At 60.0% G+C, this 15811-nt stretch carries 12 protein-coding genes; 4 read left to right on the forward strand and 8 right to left on the reverse strand.

Going from position 1 to position 15811, the window contains the following annotated elements:
• Nucleotides 1–16 precede the first annotated feature (16 nt).
• From rfbD to rfbB, 4 genes are read right to left on the reverse strand one after another with little or no spacing between them, the layout of a single operon-like run.
• Complete coding sequence (gene rfbD / locus BUE92_RS14820; protein WP_073524589.1) at nucleotides 17–886, reverse strand: dTDP-4-dehydrorhamnose reductase; 870 nt, start codon at nucleotides 884–886, stop codon at nucleotides 17–19.
• Entirely contained in the window at nucleotides 883–1428 is a 546-nt protein-coding gene (gene rfbC, locus BUE92_RS14825) for a dTDP-4-dehydrorhamnose 3,5-epimerase (RefSeq protein WP_047712353.1), read from the reverse strand. Before rfbC ends, rfbD begins: the two co-directional genes overlap by 4 nt.
• Nucleotides 1425–2300 carry a glucose-1-phosphate thymidylyltransferase RfbA gene (rfbA, locus tag BUE92_RS14830; protein WP_003187717.1) on the reverse strand — a complete coding sequence of 292 codons (876 nt, stop codon included), beginning with the start codon at nucleotides 2298–2300 and terminating at the stop codon, nucleotides 1425–1427. Before rfbA ends, rfbC begins: the two co-directional genes overlap by 4 nt.
• Nucleotides 2297–3379: a dTDP-glucose 4,6-dehydratase gene (rfbB, locus tag BUE92_RS14835; protein ID WP_073524592.1), complete on the reverse strand. Its 1083-nt coding sequence runs from the start codon at nucleotides 3377–3379 to the stop codon at nucleotides 2297–2299. The genes rfbA and rfbB overlap by 4 nt, the downstream gene beginning before the upstream one ends.
• Before the next feature lie 151 nt (nucleotides 3380–3530).
• Here rfbB and BUE92_RS14840 point away from each other — a divergent pair, with 151 nt between their 5' ends.
• From BUE92_RS14840 to BUE92_RS14850, 3 genes are all read left to right on the forward strand, one after another.
• Complete coding sequence (locus BUE92_RS14840; protein ID WP_073524594.1) at nucleotides 3531–6440, forward strand: aminotransferase; 2910 nt, start codon at nucleotides 3531–3533, stop codon at nucleotides 6438–6440.
• A 121-nt stretch (nucleotides 6441–6561) separates the two neighbouring features.
• Nucleotides 6562–7668: an agmatine deiminase gene (gene aguA / locus BUE92_RS14845; protein WP_073524596.1), complete on the forward strand. Its 1107-nt coding sequence runs from the start codon at nucleotides 6562–6564 to the stop codon at nucleotides 7666–7668.
• A 235-nt stretch (nucleotides 7669–7903) separates the two neighbouring features.
• Entirely contained in the window at nucleotides 7904–8119 is a 216-nt protein-coding gene (locus BUE92_RS14850; protein ID WP_073524598.1) for a hypothetical protein, read from the forward strand.
• Nucleotides 8120–8505: 386 nt separating this feature from the next.
• On the opposite strand, the gene BUE92_RS14855 is transcribed toward BUE92_RS14850, so the two are convergent.
• Nucleotides 8506–10581 (reverse strand): TonB-dependent receptor, encoded by a 2076-nt coding sequence (locus BUE92_RS14855; RefSeq protein WP_073524601.1) that lies wholly within the window; start codon nucleotides 10579–10581, stop codon nucleotides 8506–8508.
• A gap of 407 nt (nucleotides 10582–10988) precedes the next feature.
• Between BUE92_RS14855 and BUE92_RS14860 the strand changes: the two genes are divergently transcribed.
• Nucleotides 10989–12275 (forward strand): OprD family porin, encoded by a 1287-nt coding sequence (locus BUE92_RS14860; RefSeq protein WP_073524602.1) that lies wholly within the window; start codon nucleotides 10989–10991, stop codon nucleotides 12273–12275.
• A gap of 83 nt (nucleotides 12276–12358) precedes the next feature.
• On the opposite strand, the gene BUE92_RS14865 is transcribed toward BUE92_RS14860, so the two are convergent.
• Genes BUE92_RS14865 through BUE92_RS14875 form a run of 3 tightly spaced genes read right to left on the reverse strand, consistent with a single transcriptional unit; the run spans nucleotide 12359 to nucleotide 15696 of the window.
• Nucleotides 12359–13936, reverse strand: a complete 1578-nt coding sequence (locus BUE92_RS14865) for a M48 family metallopeptidase (RefSeq protein WP_073524603.1) — start codon at nucleotides 13934–13936, stop codon at nucleotides 12359–12361.
• Between the two features lie 13 nt (nucleotides 13937–13949).
• Nucleotides 13950–14315: a hypothetical protein gene (locus BUE92_RS14870; RefSeq protein ID WP_073524604.1), complete on the reverse strand. Its 366-nt coding sequence runs from the start codon at nucleotides 14313–14315 to the stop codon at nucleotides 13950–13952.
• A gap of 37 nt (nucleotides 14316–14352) precedes the next feature.
• On the reverse strand, nucleotides 14353–15696 hold the full coding sequence (locus BUE92_RS14875) for a CHASE2 domain-containing protein (RefSeq protein ID WP_073524605.1): 1344 nt from the start codon (nucleotides 15694–15696) through the stop codon (nucleotides 14353–14355).
• Nucleotides 15697–15811 lie beyond the last annotated feature (115 nt).

Below are 15811 nucleotides of genomic sequence, written 5' to 3' on the forward strand. Positions count from 1 at the left end.
TACAGGCGCATTATGCCTAGTGCTGCTGTGCAAGACACTCGTGCAATGCGTCTTGCCACTGTGGCTGGCTGACGTGCCATTGCTGTTGCAGGCGGGTGCAGTCCAGGCGCGAGTTCAGCGGGCGCTTGGCGGGGGTCGGGTAGGCGCTGGAAGGGATCGGCTCCAGCTCGGCGCAGGCCTTGCCCTCGGCGCGCAGTTGCTCGCCAATGGCTTGGGCAAAGCCGAACCATGAAGTTTCACCTTGGGCAGTGAGGTGGTAAACACCCCAATCCCCTGCCTTACCGGCCTGCCACTGCTCGATCAGCACGCGGGTGCTGTTGGCGATAGTCCCGGCCCAGGTCGGCGCACCGATCTGGTCGGCCACGATGCGCATCTGCGGTTTTTCCTGCAGGAGGCGCTGCATGGTCAGCAGGAAGTTCTTGCCGTGGCTCGAATAGACCCAACTGGTGCGCAAGATCAGGTACTCGCCGCCTGCAGCCGCAATCGCCCGCTCACCCGCCAGCTTGCTCTGGCCGTAGACACCCAATGGGTTCGGCGTGTCGCTTTCGGTGTACGGGGCAGGTTTGGTGCCGTCGAACACGTAGTCGGTCGAGTAGTGAATCAGCGGGATGCCCAGGGCCTTGGCTTCTTCGGCGAGGATGCCGGGGGCGATGGCATTGATGGCGAACGCAGCGTCCGGCTCGCTCTCGGCCAGATCGACGGCGGTGTGGGCCGCCGCGTTGATGATCAGGTCAGGGCGATGGGTGCGCACTTGCTGGCGGATAAGGTCTGCGTCTGCCAGGTCAAGCTGGTCGCGGCCCAGGACGAGGAGTTCGCCCAGGCCCTTGAGCCGCTGTTGCAGCTCCTGGGAGACTTGGCCGTGTTGGCCGGTGATGAGGATTTTCATGGGAACAGGTCAGCTTCCATCAGCAGTTTGCCGACCTGATCCTTGGCGGAGAGTTGCGGCGGTTCGGCCAGCTCCCAGTCGATGGCCAGCGTCGGGTCATTCCAGAGAATGCTGCGCTCGGCGCTTGGCTGGTAGTAGTCGGTAGTTTTGTACAGGAACTCTGCGTACTCACTCAACACCACGAAACCGTGGGCGAAGCCTTCCGGCACCCAGAGTTGGCGATGGTTCTGTGCCGACAAGCGGACACCCACCCACTGGCCAAAGTTGGGTGAGCTGCGACGGATGTCGACCGCTACGTCCAACACTTCACCGTAGGTGACACGCACCAGCTTGCCTTGAGTGTGTTCAAGCTGATAGTGCAAACCCCGCAGCACGCCTTTTTGCGAGCGTGAGTGATTATCCTGCACGAAATTACGCTTGAGCCCGGTGGCCGCTTCAAAGGCACGCGCATTGAAACTTTCGTAGAAGAAACCGCGTTCGTCGCCGAATACCTTTGGCTCGAGGATCAGTACGCCGGGTAGTGTGGTTTCAACTACATTCACTGGGTCTCTCCGGCAAGCGAGTAGAGGTATTGGCCGTAGCCGGTCTTGCCAAAGTACTTGGCGCGCTCCAGCAGATAATCACGATCGATCCAGCCGTTTTCATAGGCGATCTCTTCCAGGCAGGCCACTTTCAAGCCTTGGCGGTGCTCGATGGTCTGAACGTAGGTCGAGGCTTCTAGCAGGCTGTCATGGGTGCCGGTGTCGAGCCAGGCGAACCCACGGCCGAAGCGTTCAACGTGCAGATCGCCACGCTGAAGGTAGGCATTGTTGACGTCGGTGATCTCCAGCTCGCCGCGTGGCGAAGGCTTGACCGCCTTGGCGATCTTGATCACGTCGTTGTCGTAGAAGTACAGGCCGGTCACGGCATACGGTGACTTGGGTTTTGCCGGTTTTTCTTCGATGGAAAGGGCGCGACCCTCTTTATCGAAATCAATCACACCGAAACGCTCCGGGTCTTTCACCCAATAGCCGAAAACAGTAGCGCCCGAGGAGCGCTCGGCTGCGGTGCGTAACTGATCGCCAAAATGCTGGCCGTGGAAGATGTTGTCCCCCAGAATCAGGCACACCGCGTCATCACCGATGAACTCTTCGCCAATGATAAATGCTTGAGCCAGCCCATCCGGGGAAGGCTGTTCGGCATACGTGAAACGCACGCCAAACTGGCTGCCATCTCCCAGCAGGTTTCGGTACTGCGGTAGGTCTACCGGAGTGGAAATTACCAGAATGTCCTTGATGCCTGCGAGCATCAGCACGGATATCGGGTAGTAGATCATCGGCTTGTCATACACCGGCAACAGCTGTTTGGACACTCCCAACGTAATGGGGTGTAGGCGCGTGCCGGAGCCGCCAGCCAATACAATTCCCTTCATCATGCGATTAGATCCTTCAAGTCGGTGTTGCCCAATCGTTCCCCCTGATAACTGCCGTCCTGGACCCTGCGGCACCATTCCAGGTTATCGAGGTACCACTGTACGGTTTTGCGCAGGCCGGTCTCGAAGGTTTCTTCCGGGACCCAGCCCAGTTCGCGTTCGATCTTGCTGGCGTCGATGGCGTAGCGTTGGTCGTGGCCTGGGCGATCCTTGACGAAGGTGATCAGGTCAGTGAATTTCTCCACGTTGGCTGGGCGTTGTGGCGCCAGTTCTTCCAGCAGGGCGCAGATGCCACGTACCACGTCGATGTTCTTCTGTTCGTTGTGGCCGCCGATATTGTAGGTCTCGCCCACAACCCCAGTGGTGACCACTGTGAGCAGCGCACGGGCATGATCCTCGACAAACAGCCAGTCACGTACCTGCAAACCATCGCCATACACCGGCAGTGGCTTGCCCGCCAGGGCGTTGAGAATCACCAGCGGGATCAATTTTTCGGGGAAATGGAACGGCCCGTAATTGTTCGAGCAGTTGGTCAACAGCACCGGCAGGCCATAGGTGCGCTGCCAGGCGCGTACCAGGTGGTCGGACGCTGCCTTGCTCGCGGAATAAGGCGAGCTGGGGGCGTAAGGCGTGGTTTCGGTGAAGAGGTCGTCCACGCCGTGCAGGTCGCCATACACCTCATCAGTGGAGATGTGGTGGAAACGGAACGCGCTTTTTGCCGGCTCTGCCAGCTTCTGCCAATAGGCGCGCGTGGCTTCCAGCAGGCTGTAGGTGCCGACGATGTTGGTCTGGATAAAATCCGACGGGCCGTCAATGGAACGGTCGACATGGGACTCGGCCGCCAAGTGCATGATCGCATCGGGTTCGAAGCGTGCGAGCACGGCGCTGACGGTGGCTTGGTCGATGATATCGGCCTGGACAAACTCATAGCGACTGTTGGACGCAATGCTGGCCAGCGACTCAAGGTTGCCGGCGTAAGTCAGCTTGTCCAGGTTGAGCACTTCATGCTCAGTGTGTTGAATCAAGTGCCGGATCAGGGCCGAGCCAATAAATCCGGCACCGCCGGTGATGAGAATGCGCATGTCGAGGGCCTTTTCCTTAGACGGACACTGGGCGAAAGTAGCATAGCTTGAGTTGTGAATCGGGCTGGCGCAAGCACCGTGAGCAGAAGGGGTTGATTAACGCCACAGAACAATGGCGATATAGACGCTTGAAAAAACAAAGGTCGTCACAATGTCGTTAGCCACGTTGACCCACCGTGCCAGCTTGCCTTGCCCACAAGTAACCCCCGAGCAGGCAGCACACCTGCTCGAGCGACATTATGGAATGACGGGCAAATTACGCTCATTGGGCAGTCAACAAGATCTCAACTATAGAATTGACAGCACTCGGGGCCGCTTCGTTCTGAAGATCTGCCGAGGTGACTACGCCGCGGTTGAACTCCAGGCCCAGCACGCGGCCCTCAACAGCCTGGGCACGCATCCCGGCCTGCGCGTGCCCAAGGTCATCCAGACCGTGGAGGGCGAAGAGTTGCTGACGGTCAACGTCGATGGCCAAACCCTGCACCTGCGGCTATTGGACTACATCGACGGCCAGCCCCTGACGCATTTACCCCACCTGAGTCGCACCGTGATCGAGGGCTTTGGTGAGTTGTGCGGGCAGATGAGCCTCGCGCTCGCAGGTTTCGAGCACCCTGGCCTTGCGCGCACCCTGCAATGGGACCCGCGCCACGCGCAAGCATTGATCACCCACCTGCTGGCAACCTTGCCCGACCTGCCGCAGCGCGCTGCTTTGGAGCAGGTGGCCAGGCAGGTCGAGGCGCATGTCCAGCCGTTGGCGGCACACCTGCCCTGGCAAGCGGTGCACATGGACATCACCGATGACAACGTGGTGTGGCAGCGTGGTGCCCAGCGGCACTGGCGTATACAAGGCGTGATTGATTTTGGCGATCTGGTGCGTACCTGGAGGATTGCTGACCTGTCGGTGACCTGCGCGGCGCTGTTGCACCATGCCGACGGTGATCCCTTTGCCCTCTTGCCGGCGATCCAGGCCTGCCACGCGGTCACGCCGTTGCAGCGCGAAGAGCTGGAGGTGTTGTGGCCGTTGATCGTCGCTCGCGCGGCGGTGTTGGTGCTCAGCAGTGAGCAGCAGCAACGCCTGGACCCGGATAACGTTTATCTAAAGAAAAACGCCGAACACGAGTGGGAAATCTTCCATATCGCCACGTCGGTGTCCTTTGAACTCATGCACGCGGCGATTCTGCGCAGCGTCAGCAAAACATTACCGCCCGTCGCCATCCAAGACTTCGCGCCTTTATTGCCAGGCTTGGTGGGACGCGAGTTTGCGCTGATCGACCTGGGCGTACTCAGCCCGCATTTCGAGGCTGGCAATTGGGAGACTCCCGGCATAGATCGGCGCTTGCTGGATCAAGCGGCGACGGTGCATGGGCTGGCGGCCAGTCGTTATGGGCAATACCGCTTGTCGCGCACCCGCCCCGACAGTGCGCTAGAGCCCGAGACCTTCCCCCTGCATGTCGAACTGCATCTGCCCCACGGCACGGTGCTGGAAGCACCCTTTGCGGGAATGCTGCGCGAAGGTACCGACGGCTTGCTGTGTTTGCACGTCAGCGGCCTGAGCCTGCGCCTGTGGGGCGTGCGCACATCACTCAAGCCGGGCGCAACGTTGGTCAAAGGGCAGGTGCTGGGCGAGGTTCATGCGCCGTTGACCGTGCAGTTGTGCCGCGCCGACCTTGAGCCACCGCTGTTCTGCACACCTTCCCGGGCGTTGGCGTGGCAGGCGTTGTGCCCTTCACCCGCAGCGCTGTTGGGCCTGGCCTGTGATGCGGAGCCGGAACTGGACCCAGAGGCCCTGCTGGCCCGGCGTGATGCCAGCTTTGCCCGCTCCCAGAAGCACTACTACGCCGACCCACCGCGTATCGAGCGGGGCTGGCGTAACCACCTGATCGATATGCAGGGCCGATCCTACCTCGACATGCTCAACAACGTGGCCGTGCTGGGCCATGGCCACCCGCGCATGGCTGAAGTGGCGGCTCGGCAGTGGTCGTTGCTCAACACCAACTCGCGGTTTCACTACGCGGCGGTTGCCGAGTTCTCCGAGCGCCTGCTGGCGTTGGCGCCGGAGGGCATGGACCGGGTGTTCCTGGTCAACAGCGGCACTGAAGCCAATGACCTGGCGATTCGTTTGGCCTGGGCCTACAGCGGCGGGCGCGACATGCTCAGCGTGCTGGAGGCCTATCACGGCTGGTCGGTGGCGGCGGATGCCGTGTCCACGTCGATTGCCGATAACCCCCAGGCCTTGAGCAGCCGCCCGGATTGGGTGCACCCGGTGACCGCACCCAATACCTACCGCGGTGAGTTCCGCGGGCCGGACAGCGCGCCGGACTATGTACGAAGCGTGGAGCATAACCTGGCGAAAATCGCCGCGAGCCAGCGTCAATTGGCCGGGTTCATCTGTGAGCCGGTGTACGGCAATGCCGGCGGCATCTCCCTGCCGCCGGGTTACTTGCAACAGGTGTATGGCTTGGTGCGTGCCCAGGGTGGCGTGTGCATCGCCGATGAGGTGCAGGTAGGTTACGGCCGCATGGGGCATTTTTTCTGGGGGTTTGAACAGCAGGGTGTAGTGCCCGACATCATCACCATGGCCAAAGGCATGGGCAACGGCCAGCCGTTGGGTGCGGTGATCACCCGCCGAGAAATTGCCGAGGCGCTGGAAGCCGAGGGTTACTTCTTCTCCTCATCAGGAGGCAGCCCGGTCAGTTGCCGGATCGGCATGGCGGTGCTGGATGTGATGGAAGAGGAAAAACTGTGGGAAAACGCCCAAGTGGTAGGTGGGCATTTCAAGGCCCGGCTGGAGGAATTGATCGATCGCCATCCACTCGTCGGTGCCGTGCACGGTTCGGGTTTCTATCTGGGCCTTGAACTGGTGCGTGATCGCCAGACCCTCGAACCTGCGACTGCAGAAACCGCCTTGTTGTGTGACCGGCTGCGGGAGCTGGGGATTTTCATGCAGCCTACCGGTGATTATCTGAATATCCTCAAGATCAAGCCGCCGATGGTGACGTCCAGGCGCAGCGTGGACTTCTTTGTGGACATGCTGTCGAAAGTGCTGGATGAGCAGCTATGATTTATCGATTGTTATCGGCTATTTTTTGCAGACCCGAGCACCTATCATGTTTTTTGTCTGTTAAAGCCGATTTTTATCCATTATAAAGTTGCCCTTCACCCCATTCGGAGCCCTGATCGCCATGACCACCTTGCACAGCACGCCTCGCGCCGATGGCTTCCACATGCCTGCCGAATGGGCGCCCCAGACCCAGACCTGGATGATCTGGCCCGAGCGCCCAGACAACTGGCGCCTGGGCGGCAAGCCTGCGCAGGCGGCCCATGTGGCGGTGGCCAAGGCCATCGCGCGGTTTGAGCCGGTGACCGTCGCGGTTTCCGCCGGCCAGTACGAAAACGCCCGTGCCCGGCTGGACGTACCCAATATCCGTCTGGTGGAAATGTCCAATGACGACGCCTGGGTCCGGGACACCGGCCCCACTTTCGTGATCAACGGCAGTGGTGAAGTACGGGGTGTGAACTGGGACTTCAACGCCTGGGGTGGTTTTGACGGCGGCCTGTATTCGCCGTGGAACCGCGATTCCCAGGTGGGAGGCAAGATCCTCGAGATGGAGCGCGCACCGCGTTATCGTACTGAAGGGTTCGTGCTTGAAGGCGGTTCGATTCATGTCGACGGCGAAGGCACCCTGATCACTACCGAAGAATGCCTGTTGAACCGCAACCGCAACCCGCACCTTGATCGTGCGGCCATTGAGACGGTGCTCAGCGATAACCTGGCTGTGGATAAGATCATCTGGTTACCGGATGGTCTGTTCAACGACGAAACCGACGGCCATGTGGATAACTTCTGCTGCTACGTGCGCCCGGGCGAAGTGCTGTTGGCCTGGACCGATGACCCGCAAGACCCGAACTACCCACGCTGCCACGCAGCCATGGACGTGCTGCAAAGCAGCACCGATGCCCAGGGCCGCTCGTTCATCGTGCATAAAATGCCGATCCCGGGTCCGCTGTACGCCACCGAGGAAGAGTGCGCTGGGGTGGATCTGGTAGACGGCAGCCAGGAGCGTAATCCGACCGTGCGGTTGGCCGGTTCCTACGTCAACTTCCTGATCGTCAACGGCGGCATCATCGCCCCGAGTTTCAATGACCCGTTGGACGACCAGGCCAAGCAAATCCTGCAGAACCTGTTCCCACAGCATGAAGTGGTGATGGTGCCGGGCCGCGAATTGTTACTGGGTGGGGGCAATATCCATTGCCTGACCCAACAGCAGCCAGCCCCGCAGCGAAAGTGAGTGCAGTTGTAACAGCGCCTTGATGGCGTGCGAGCACTGCGCCTTTGCAGTGTTCCCCGCAAGCCCGCGACCCAGCCCGGTCGCGGGCTTTTTCATGCCTGTATGCCGGTGAACAGGGCACATTGGCATAGCTCTTGTATCGCTGTGGTTACAGTGGCCCAAGGGGAGTGACCGCGCAGTTCTGTCACAAACCTTGAGTAAGTTAGCCGCTCACGCAGCAGGAGAGAGCGCTGAAATGAATGCCGATGTCCACCTGATGAACACGCGTACGTTCCACCCTTTGCGGGTCGACGGTGACGCGATCCATGCGCTGGCGCTTTGGTTGAAGGCCAACGGCTCGCGACAGGTCAGGCAATTGCCTGATTTGCGCAGCGTGATGAGTGAGCGCTACCCGGTGGGGTTGTTCACGGAGGATGAAGTGCAGGCGTTGTGCGAGTTGATGAGTAACTAAAGAACACCTAAAACCAACTGTGGGAGCTGGCTTGCCTGCGAAGGCGGTGGTTCAGTTGAAGATTCGGTGACTGGCACGCCGCTTTCGCGGGCAAGCCCTAATGCCGTTCAGTTAAGGCTTTTTGTAGGAGCGAGCTTGCTCGCGAAAAACTCACAGGCGCCGCGTTCTATCAGTAAACACGCGTTATCGTTGACGTTTTTCGCGAGCAAGCTCGCTCCTACAGAGGGCGATATACGCTTAACTGAACGGCATTAGGGCAAGCCCGCTCCCACAGGGATCTGCGCCAGACGCTGATTTTGTGGGCAATACATAACCAGTGTGGGAGCAGGCCCCCGCAATTGCAGGCAAGCCAGTTCCCACACAAGCTTTGTTTCACATGAGGAATGTCAGAAGCTGTAGGTACCGGTGACCACCAGGCTTCGTGGCTCTCCCGGTTGAATCTGCGCCACACTGGTCGCCGAGGCGTAGTAGTGTTTGTCGGCGATATTGTTCAGTGCTGCCCGCACGTCCCATTCTTTCTGACGGAACCCGGCCAGCGCGTCCCAGCGGCCATAACCTGGCAGTACCACGGTGTTGAGGTTGTCGGCGTAACGATCGCCCACCAGGGTCAAACCGGTTTCCGCGTACCAACCCATCTCCGGTTTCCAGGTGATGAACAGGCTGGCGTTGCGCTTGGCCACGTCGCTGATTCGTTTGCCCTCAAAGCCATTGTTGTCCTTCTCGACCTTGGCGTCCTGCAGGCCCACGCCGCCGCGCACATACCAGTTGTCGACGATCTTGCCGGTGGCGGTCAGCTCCACGCCGCGTGAGCGTTGCTCGCCGGTGAGCAGGGTAATGGTGCGGTCCAGCGGGTCGCTGGTGCGGCGGTTGTAGAGTTCCAGCTCGTACACAGCCAGGGTGGTGCTCAGGCGCTCATCGAACCAGTCGCTCTTCACGCCGATTTCCTTTTGCTTGGTCAGCTCAGGGCTCAGGTCATTGACGTTGCCGGCGGCGTTCGGCGTGATGCCGATCAGGCCGCCGCCGGCTGGTGTGAAGGTCTTGCTCCACGAGGCATAGAACGAGTGATGCTCCAGGGGCGTCCACACCAGGCCGACGCGCGGGCTGGTGCTGTGGCTCTTCACGTTCTGTTGGATGTCGAGCAGCTTGTTGGTGGTGTCCACTTCGAAGCGGTCGTAACGCAGCCCGCCCAGCAGTTGCCACTGGTCATTCAGGCGCAGTTGGTCCTGCACGTACAGGGCGCGGCTTTCGACTTCGGTGTGGTTGTTGCTCGACAGTCTCATGCTCCCGGTGTGGCTCAGGCGGCGATTGGGTTGGTTGAGGTCTAGGCTCGGCACCGTCTTGCCATCCCGAGCGGAGTACAGCTTCGGATCACGGCGCTGGCTGCCCAGCTCAATACCGGTGAGCAGGCGGTGTTCCAGGCCAAAGGTGTCGAAACCGCCTTCCAGCTCCAGGTTGTTGAACACATTGCGGGTGGTCAGGTCCTGCTGCCAGTGTTGGCGGCTGACGGTGTTGGTTTTCGGGTCATAGCCGGTCTGGTAGGTATTGTCGAAATCACTGTCGAGCTTGAACACGCCGAGGGTGTGGCGCAGTTGCCAGTCGGCGTTGAGCTCGTAGGCGAGTCTGGAACGCAGGGACTGGGACTTATCGTCGATGTAATCGCCGTGATCAAAGTAAGTGGTGCTGCGGCTCACATCCGCCGGGCGCCCGTTGACGCCAGGGATGCCACGGTCTGGGGTGCGGTTGTAGCGGCTGTATTCGTATTGCACCAGCCAGTTCAGCTCGGGAGTGAGCTGCCAGCTCATCGACGGCGCGAACAACTGGCGGTTGCCGCTCACGCCATCGCGGAAACTGTTGTTGTCCTGGTTGCCCATGTTCAGGCGCAGGCTGATGTTATCGGTGGGGTCGGTACTCAGGTCGGCATACAGGCTGCGCAAATCGTTGCTGCCGCCTTGGGCTTCGATGCTCGACTTTTGCCCTGGGGTGGGCAGTTTGCTCACCCGGTTGACGATCCCACCCTGGCCGCCTCGCCCGTAAAGCACGGCGGCCGGTCCCTTGAGTACTTCGATACGCTCGATGTTATGCAGATCACGTACGTACTGGCTGTCGTCGCGAATGCCATCCAGATAGAAGTCATTGCTGGCGTCGAAACCGCGTATGCGCAGGCTGTCGAAGCGTGTATCGGCGCCGCTGCTGACGTTGGGGATACCGCTCAACGCCTGGCCCAGGTCGTTGGTGCCATAGGAACGCAGGCTTTCGGTTTTGACTGAGTCGATCGCCTGGGGCACGTAGCGAACAGCCGTCGCGGTGCGTGTGGCGGTGCTGGTCTCCTTGACCCGTGGGTCGTCTTCGTCTGCTTCGGCATTGATCGAGGTCTCGGGCAATACCGTAGTCGCACAGGCAAAACCGGCAGACAGCAGCATGGAGAGCCCAAGGGCGATGGGCGTCAGGCAAGGGGTGGGCATGGGGGTTATCCAACAGATTGGGCAGGAAAATTTGCGCGAATGGTAATGCTTTGCATTTGCGCGTGTTAGCTATTCCCTGTCGTGTCCGCTGTCAGATTTGTTACTTTATGTGTTTTCTACGGGTGACATAGGTCATTCAATCGTTTTCAGCGTAGTGCTTTAGCTCGCCCCTTAGACGAATATCGCCTAAATACAGACGATTCACGAAATTGACACATAGTTCAACGCCCGCATAGGATTGCGTCCAACGCCTGTGGCTAACCACCATGACTAAATCCAATAAAAAAAGGCCCGCGGCAGTTCAGTCGTCCGCGGGCCTTCTTTTTGCTGGCAAGGTCGACACCAGAAAAGCAACAGGAGCCTGGTGTCACAGCGCGTACTCAACCCGTAATAAGGAATATAAGAAAATGTTGAAGCAACGGATGAGTCTGATCGCTCTGGGGATTTTGAGCGCATCGACAGCAATGGCAAACGACCAGGAGCAATCCAAGGGTTTCGTTGAAGACAGCCACCTGAACATCGCAGCACGTAACGCCTACATCAGCCGTGACTACAAAAACGGCAAGCAGGACAAAGCTGAATGGGGCCAAGGCTTCATCGGCAAGTTCGAGTCCGGCTTCACCCAAGGCACCGTCGGTGTGGGTGTGGATGTGATTGGCCAATACGCTATCCGTCTGGACGGTGGTAAAGGTCGCAGCGGTGCTGGCGGTATCGACTTCTTCAAGCAAGGTGACAGCGGCGAAGCCGCCAACGACCTGGCCAAAGGCGGCGCAGCCGTCAAGGCGCGTATCTCCAACACCGTGATCAAGTACGGTCAGCAGATGCCGGCCGTGCCGGTCCTGCAATACGACAACTCGCGCCTGCTGTCGGAAACCTACGAGGGCACCTCGATCGTTTCCAAAGAGATCGCCGGCCTGCAACTGGATGCCGGTCACTTCACCAAGGAAGCTCGCAAGAGCGCCGAGGGCAGCGACAGCGGCCGCTTGAAGAGCATCAACTACATCGGTGGTAGCTACAAATTCACCGAAAGCCTATCGGCCGCGCTGTACGCCTCCGACATGCAGGACGTGCTGAAGAAGCAATACGTCAACGTCAACTACGTGCTGGCCCTGCCAGAACAACAGTCGCTGACGTTTGACTTCAACGGCTACAAGACCAAGCTGGACCGCAGCTTCGCCCTGGAAAACCAAGGTGATGCGGACGCTCGCGACAACAAGATCTGGAGCCTGGGCGCTACCTGGGCCGTGGGCGCGCACAGCTTCACCATCGCTCACCAGCGCAGCACCGGTGACACCGGCTACCTGTACGGTGGCTACCGCAACGCTGGCGGCATTGGCGACGGCGGCAATACCATCCTGCTGGCGAACTCCTACTGGTCCGACTTCAACGGCAAGGACGAGCGCTCCTGGCAAGCAGGTTATGGCATCGACTTCGCCACCTTCGGCGTACCGGGCCTGACCTACAACATTGCCTACGTGCGCGGCACCAACATCGACGACGGCACTGGCCGTGGCGATGGCACCGAGCGTGAAATCTGGAACCAGTTCAAGTACGTGGTACAGAGCGGCCCAGCCAAAGACCTGAGCCTGCGTGCCCGTGCCTCGTGGTTGCGCGTTTCCAACAACGCCAGCAACTACAACGTAGGCGGTAACGAAATCCGTCTGTTCGCCGACTACCCGATCAACGTTTTCTAATTGATCGAATGTCGTGCCTGATGCCAGGCGATAAAAAACCCCGACTGGTTCGGGGTTTTTTATTGTCCGCTCGCGGGGGGGGGTCAGGCTTTGACCGGTGCGAGCTTTTTGCAGTTCTCTTTGCGCGTCGGGTACTGCTCGCATTTGCGCAGCACGCTTTGCACCTGCTGCGCATTCTGCAGTTGCTGGTTGGCCAACAGCTTCTCGGTAATAAACAGTTCTTCCGAGCCCAGGTTGCGTTCTGCCTTGTCGATCATCGCTAGTGCCGATTGCCCGTCACCGCGTTTGAGGTGGTAGCTGATCATCAAGTCATAGGTGGAAGGCCCTGCCAGGGACCAGTCCTTGATCGCCTGCAACTCTTTCACCGCTTCGCTGTTTTTGCCCTGGGCCAGGCGCACGGTATAGGCGGTGCGCCGAATGCTCGGCTGGTCTTTTACCGGCGAGGCCAGGGCCTTGCGGATGAAACTGTCAGCATCCGGCACCTTGTTTTTCTCCAGGGCATCAATCGCGAAGTACGCGTCTTTATAGCCCTGCAAAGCCTTCGCCACCTGGGGCGTATTCTTCATTTTCGACCAGCTTTGCGGGTTGACCCGGGCGCGGCGTTCCTGGCGGTATTCGCGTTGCAAGTACTGGCGCAGCTCGGTGTCGCGGTCCATGGCCGACATATGTGAGCGGTTGAAGTATTGGCTGGTCGCGGTGATGCCGGTGGTCAAGCCATCCTTGACCAGCACGTCCAGCTCTTTGGTGAACTGGTTGAGATTGAACTGCTGCAGCGAATCCTGCATGGCATTCTTGCGCGCCGTGAGGAACCCCGTGAGCAAGGGCTTCTGCTTGCCCTGGAAGTCGTTGAGGCGCTCCAGGCTATGGGTGGCAGCTCGCGGCGCGTAGCCGGCGCGGATCATCAAGTCGGTGCCCAGCAAGTCGGCCTGGTCTTCCTGGCTGCGGCCCCAGGCGGTGCTCCATACCTGATCGGAAAAGGTATTGGCCAGGGCGGTGTACAGGACGGTGTTACCGATGGTCTTTTGTGTGCCGGCCGGGTCTTTACTGAACAGCTTCATGGTTCCGCTGCTGCGGTCCACGCCGGTGTCGGCCGCCATAGTGGCCAAGGCAACGGTGGAGGCCACCGTCGTGAACATCTCTTTTTGCTGTTGGAAAGCGGCCATGCGGTCATGGTGATGCAGCAATACGTGGCTCATTTCATGGCCCAGCATCGCGGCGATTTCATCTTCACTGGCGACGTTGTCCAGCATGCCCAGCGGCACGAACAGGTTGCCGTAGGGGTCTGCCGACGGCCCGAACCCATAGCTGTCGGTGATCTTCACCTGCAGCAGCGGCAACTCCCCCGGCCAGCCCTTGGACAAGCGCGTGACGATACCCTGCAAGTAGCCTTGCAGCATCGGGATATCCACCAGGTTCTGCTGGCGCGCTTCAGCGGCCGGTACCGCATGCCCGTCGTAGCTCAAACGCTGCTGGCTCTGGCGCTGTGGATCAAGCTTGTAATACTGGCGTACGTCGCTGTTATCCACGTAATGGCCCTGAACCCGGGACTGGGTCGAGGGCCCCACCAGGTTCATAAACGCCTGGTCTGCGCCTTTCAAGGTGGCGCAACCACTGAGCACCGAACTGGCCAACAGGCTGGCTGCTACTAGATATCCCTTCACCGCAACGCTCCTTTTATTGATTGCAGCCGGCACCAAAACCGATGGTGGAGTTGTTGCGGCTGTCCTTGGCCTGGCTTTTGGTCAGGCCCTGGCAGGGCAGGTCCACGACGTTCAGCGGGGGCTCGATGCGCAAATCCATGGTGTCCAGCCACACCTTCTGGCCTGCCAGTTCCACCTGCACCAGGTCCAGCGCCTGGTTGTACTGCAACACCGGCAGGGGCTGGGTGGGCGCGTCTTTTTTCGCCAGCTCACGTTGTTGCTTGCCCTGCTCGTCCAGCACTGTCACCGGGTCGGCGAGGAACGCCTTGATACTGTGGGTTTCTGCCCAGGCGCCCTGGGTGAAGAGGGCGGCGAGCAAGACGATGAGGTTTCTGTTCATCCTTGGTTTCCTTGAGTCAGATAGCAGAGCGGTGCACTCAGCGACCGCGGTCGAAGAAGGCTTCGATCCGCTCGCTGAACAGCACCAACGACAGCAACACAATGCCCAGCACGTTGACCGGGGTGATGTCATTGAGGCTCAGCAACACACTGACCCCCGCCAACATCGACATCACCAACAGCCACGACGGGCACGGCGAGGTAAAGAACCAGATTTCCTGGCGCCGCCACCGGCTCCAAGTGCGATGGCCCGCCAGGCGCCGGGCGTGCAGCGCCTTGAGCACGGCGATCAATGCCAACAGCCCGAGCTCCAGCAGGTCCAGCCAATTGAACGGCAGGTGGGGGAAATTGGCCGGTTCATGGTCGTAGTCCATGCCCGCGTTGATCAGGTTGTCCAGCGCCATGGCGTGCAGGTAAACGCCGGGGAGTTGGCCGTGTACCGGCGACTCCACCAGGTCCCCTGTCGAGGCGATATTGGCGCCCACCAACACCAGGCGGTCGCGCAGCAACTCGGCGACCAGTGCCTGGTCGTCGGGGTCGCTGACCTCCAAGTCACTGGCCGACAACGTCAGCGTATAAGGGCAGCGCGCCTGGGCCGAGTCGTCGAGCTTCCAGAACACCGCCTGAAATAACTGCGCCACCCCATCCAGCAAAAAATGCCGTGCCGGCGCGCAGTGGCGGATATCGGCAATACGTGCCTGTTCGGGCGCCAGCTTCAGCCCCCATTGCACGGCGATGGGTTGGCGCTGCGCAGCGGCTTGCACATCCACCGGCGGCTGCTTGCAGTGCTGCGTGGCACAGAACACCCGATACAGCGACAGGGCAGGAGTTTCCATCAGCCCTGCCTGTGTACGCATCGCCAGTGGATACTTGTCATCCACGCCTTCCCACATCACCAGGGCCGGCTGGCTCACCTGCATAAACGGCGCCAGGGTATTCGCCTGGCCCGCCTCTGCGCGAGTCAACCCAGTATTGGCCAGCCACAACGGGATGCCTTGGCGTTGATAACGCTCAAACACATTCGCCAGCAACTGACTGCCCCGCGTCGGGTCGCCCAACGAGTGGTCGTGGCTGTAAAGCAAATCCACAAACACAGCCCGAGGCTTGTACGCCAGCAAGCGCTTGAACAACTTGCTCTGCTCGCCATAAGGCATGGGCCATGAGCTGTTATTGCGCATCAGGTAGGCATCATCGACCAACACCACCGCCACCCGCTGCTGCCCAAGGCTCGGGTAGTGACTGGCGAACATACGATTGAGCCACTGCGCCGACGCCTTGTCGCTGGAACTGGCCAGGCCGAAAGGATCAAGAATCGCCAGCAACACAATGATGGCCGCCAGCCAATAGCGGCGGTATTTGAACAGCGGGGGGTTGGACAACATCCATGTCTCGATAAAAAGCGCAAGCAAGGCGGGGTTTTTAACGGAGTGGGGAGGGGGTGTCAATTGGAAAAGTGGCTAAGTGCCATGTTGCGCTTGGCCCGTGGAACGCCTTTAG

This window comes from Pseudomonas fluorescens (assembly GCF_001902145.1).
Lineage (GTDB): Bacteria > Pseudomonadota > Gammaproteobacteria > Pseudomonadales > Pseudomonadaceae > Aquipseudomonas > Aquipseudomonas fluorescens_BV.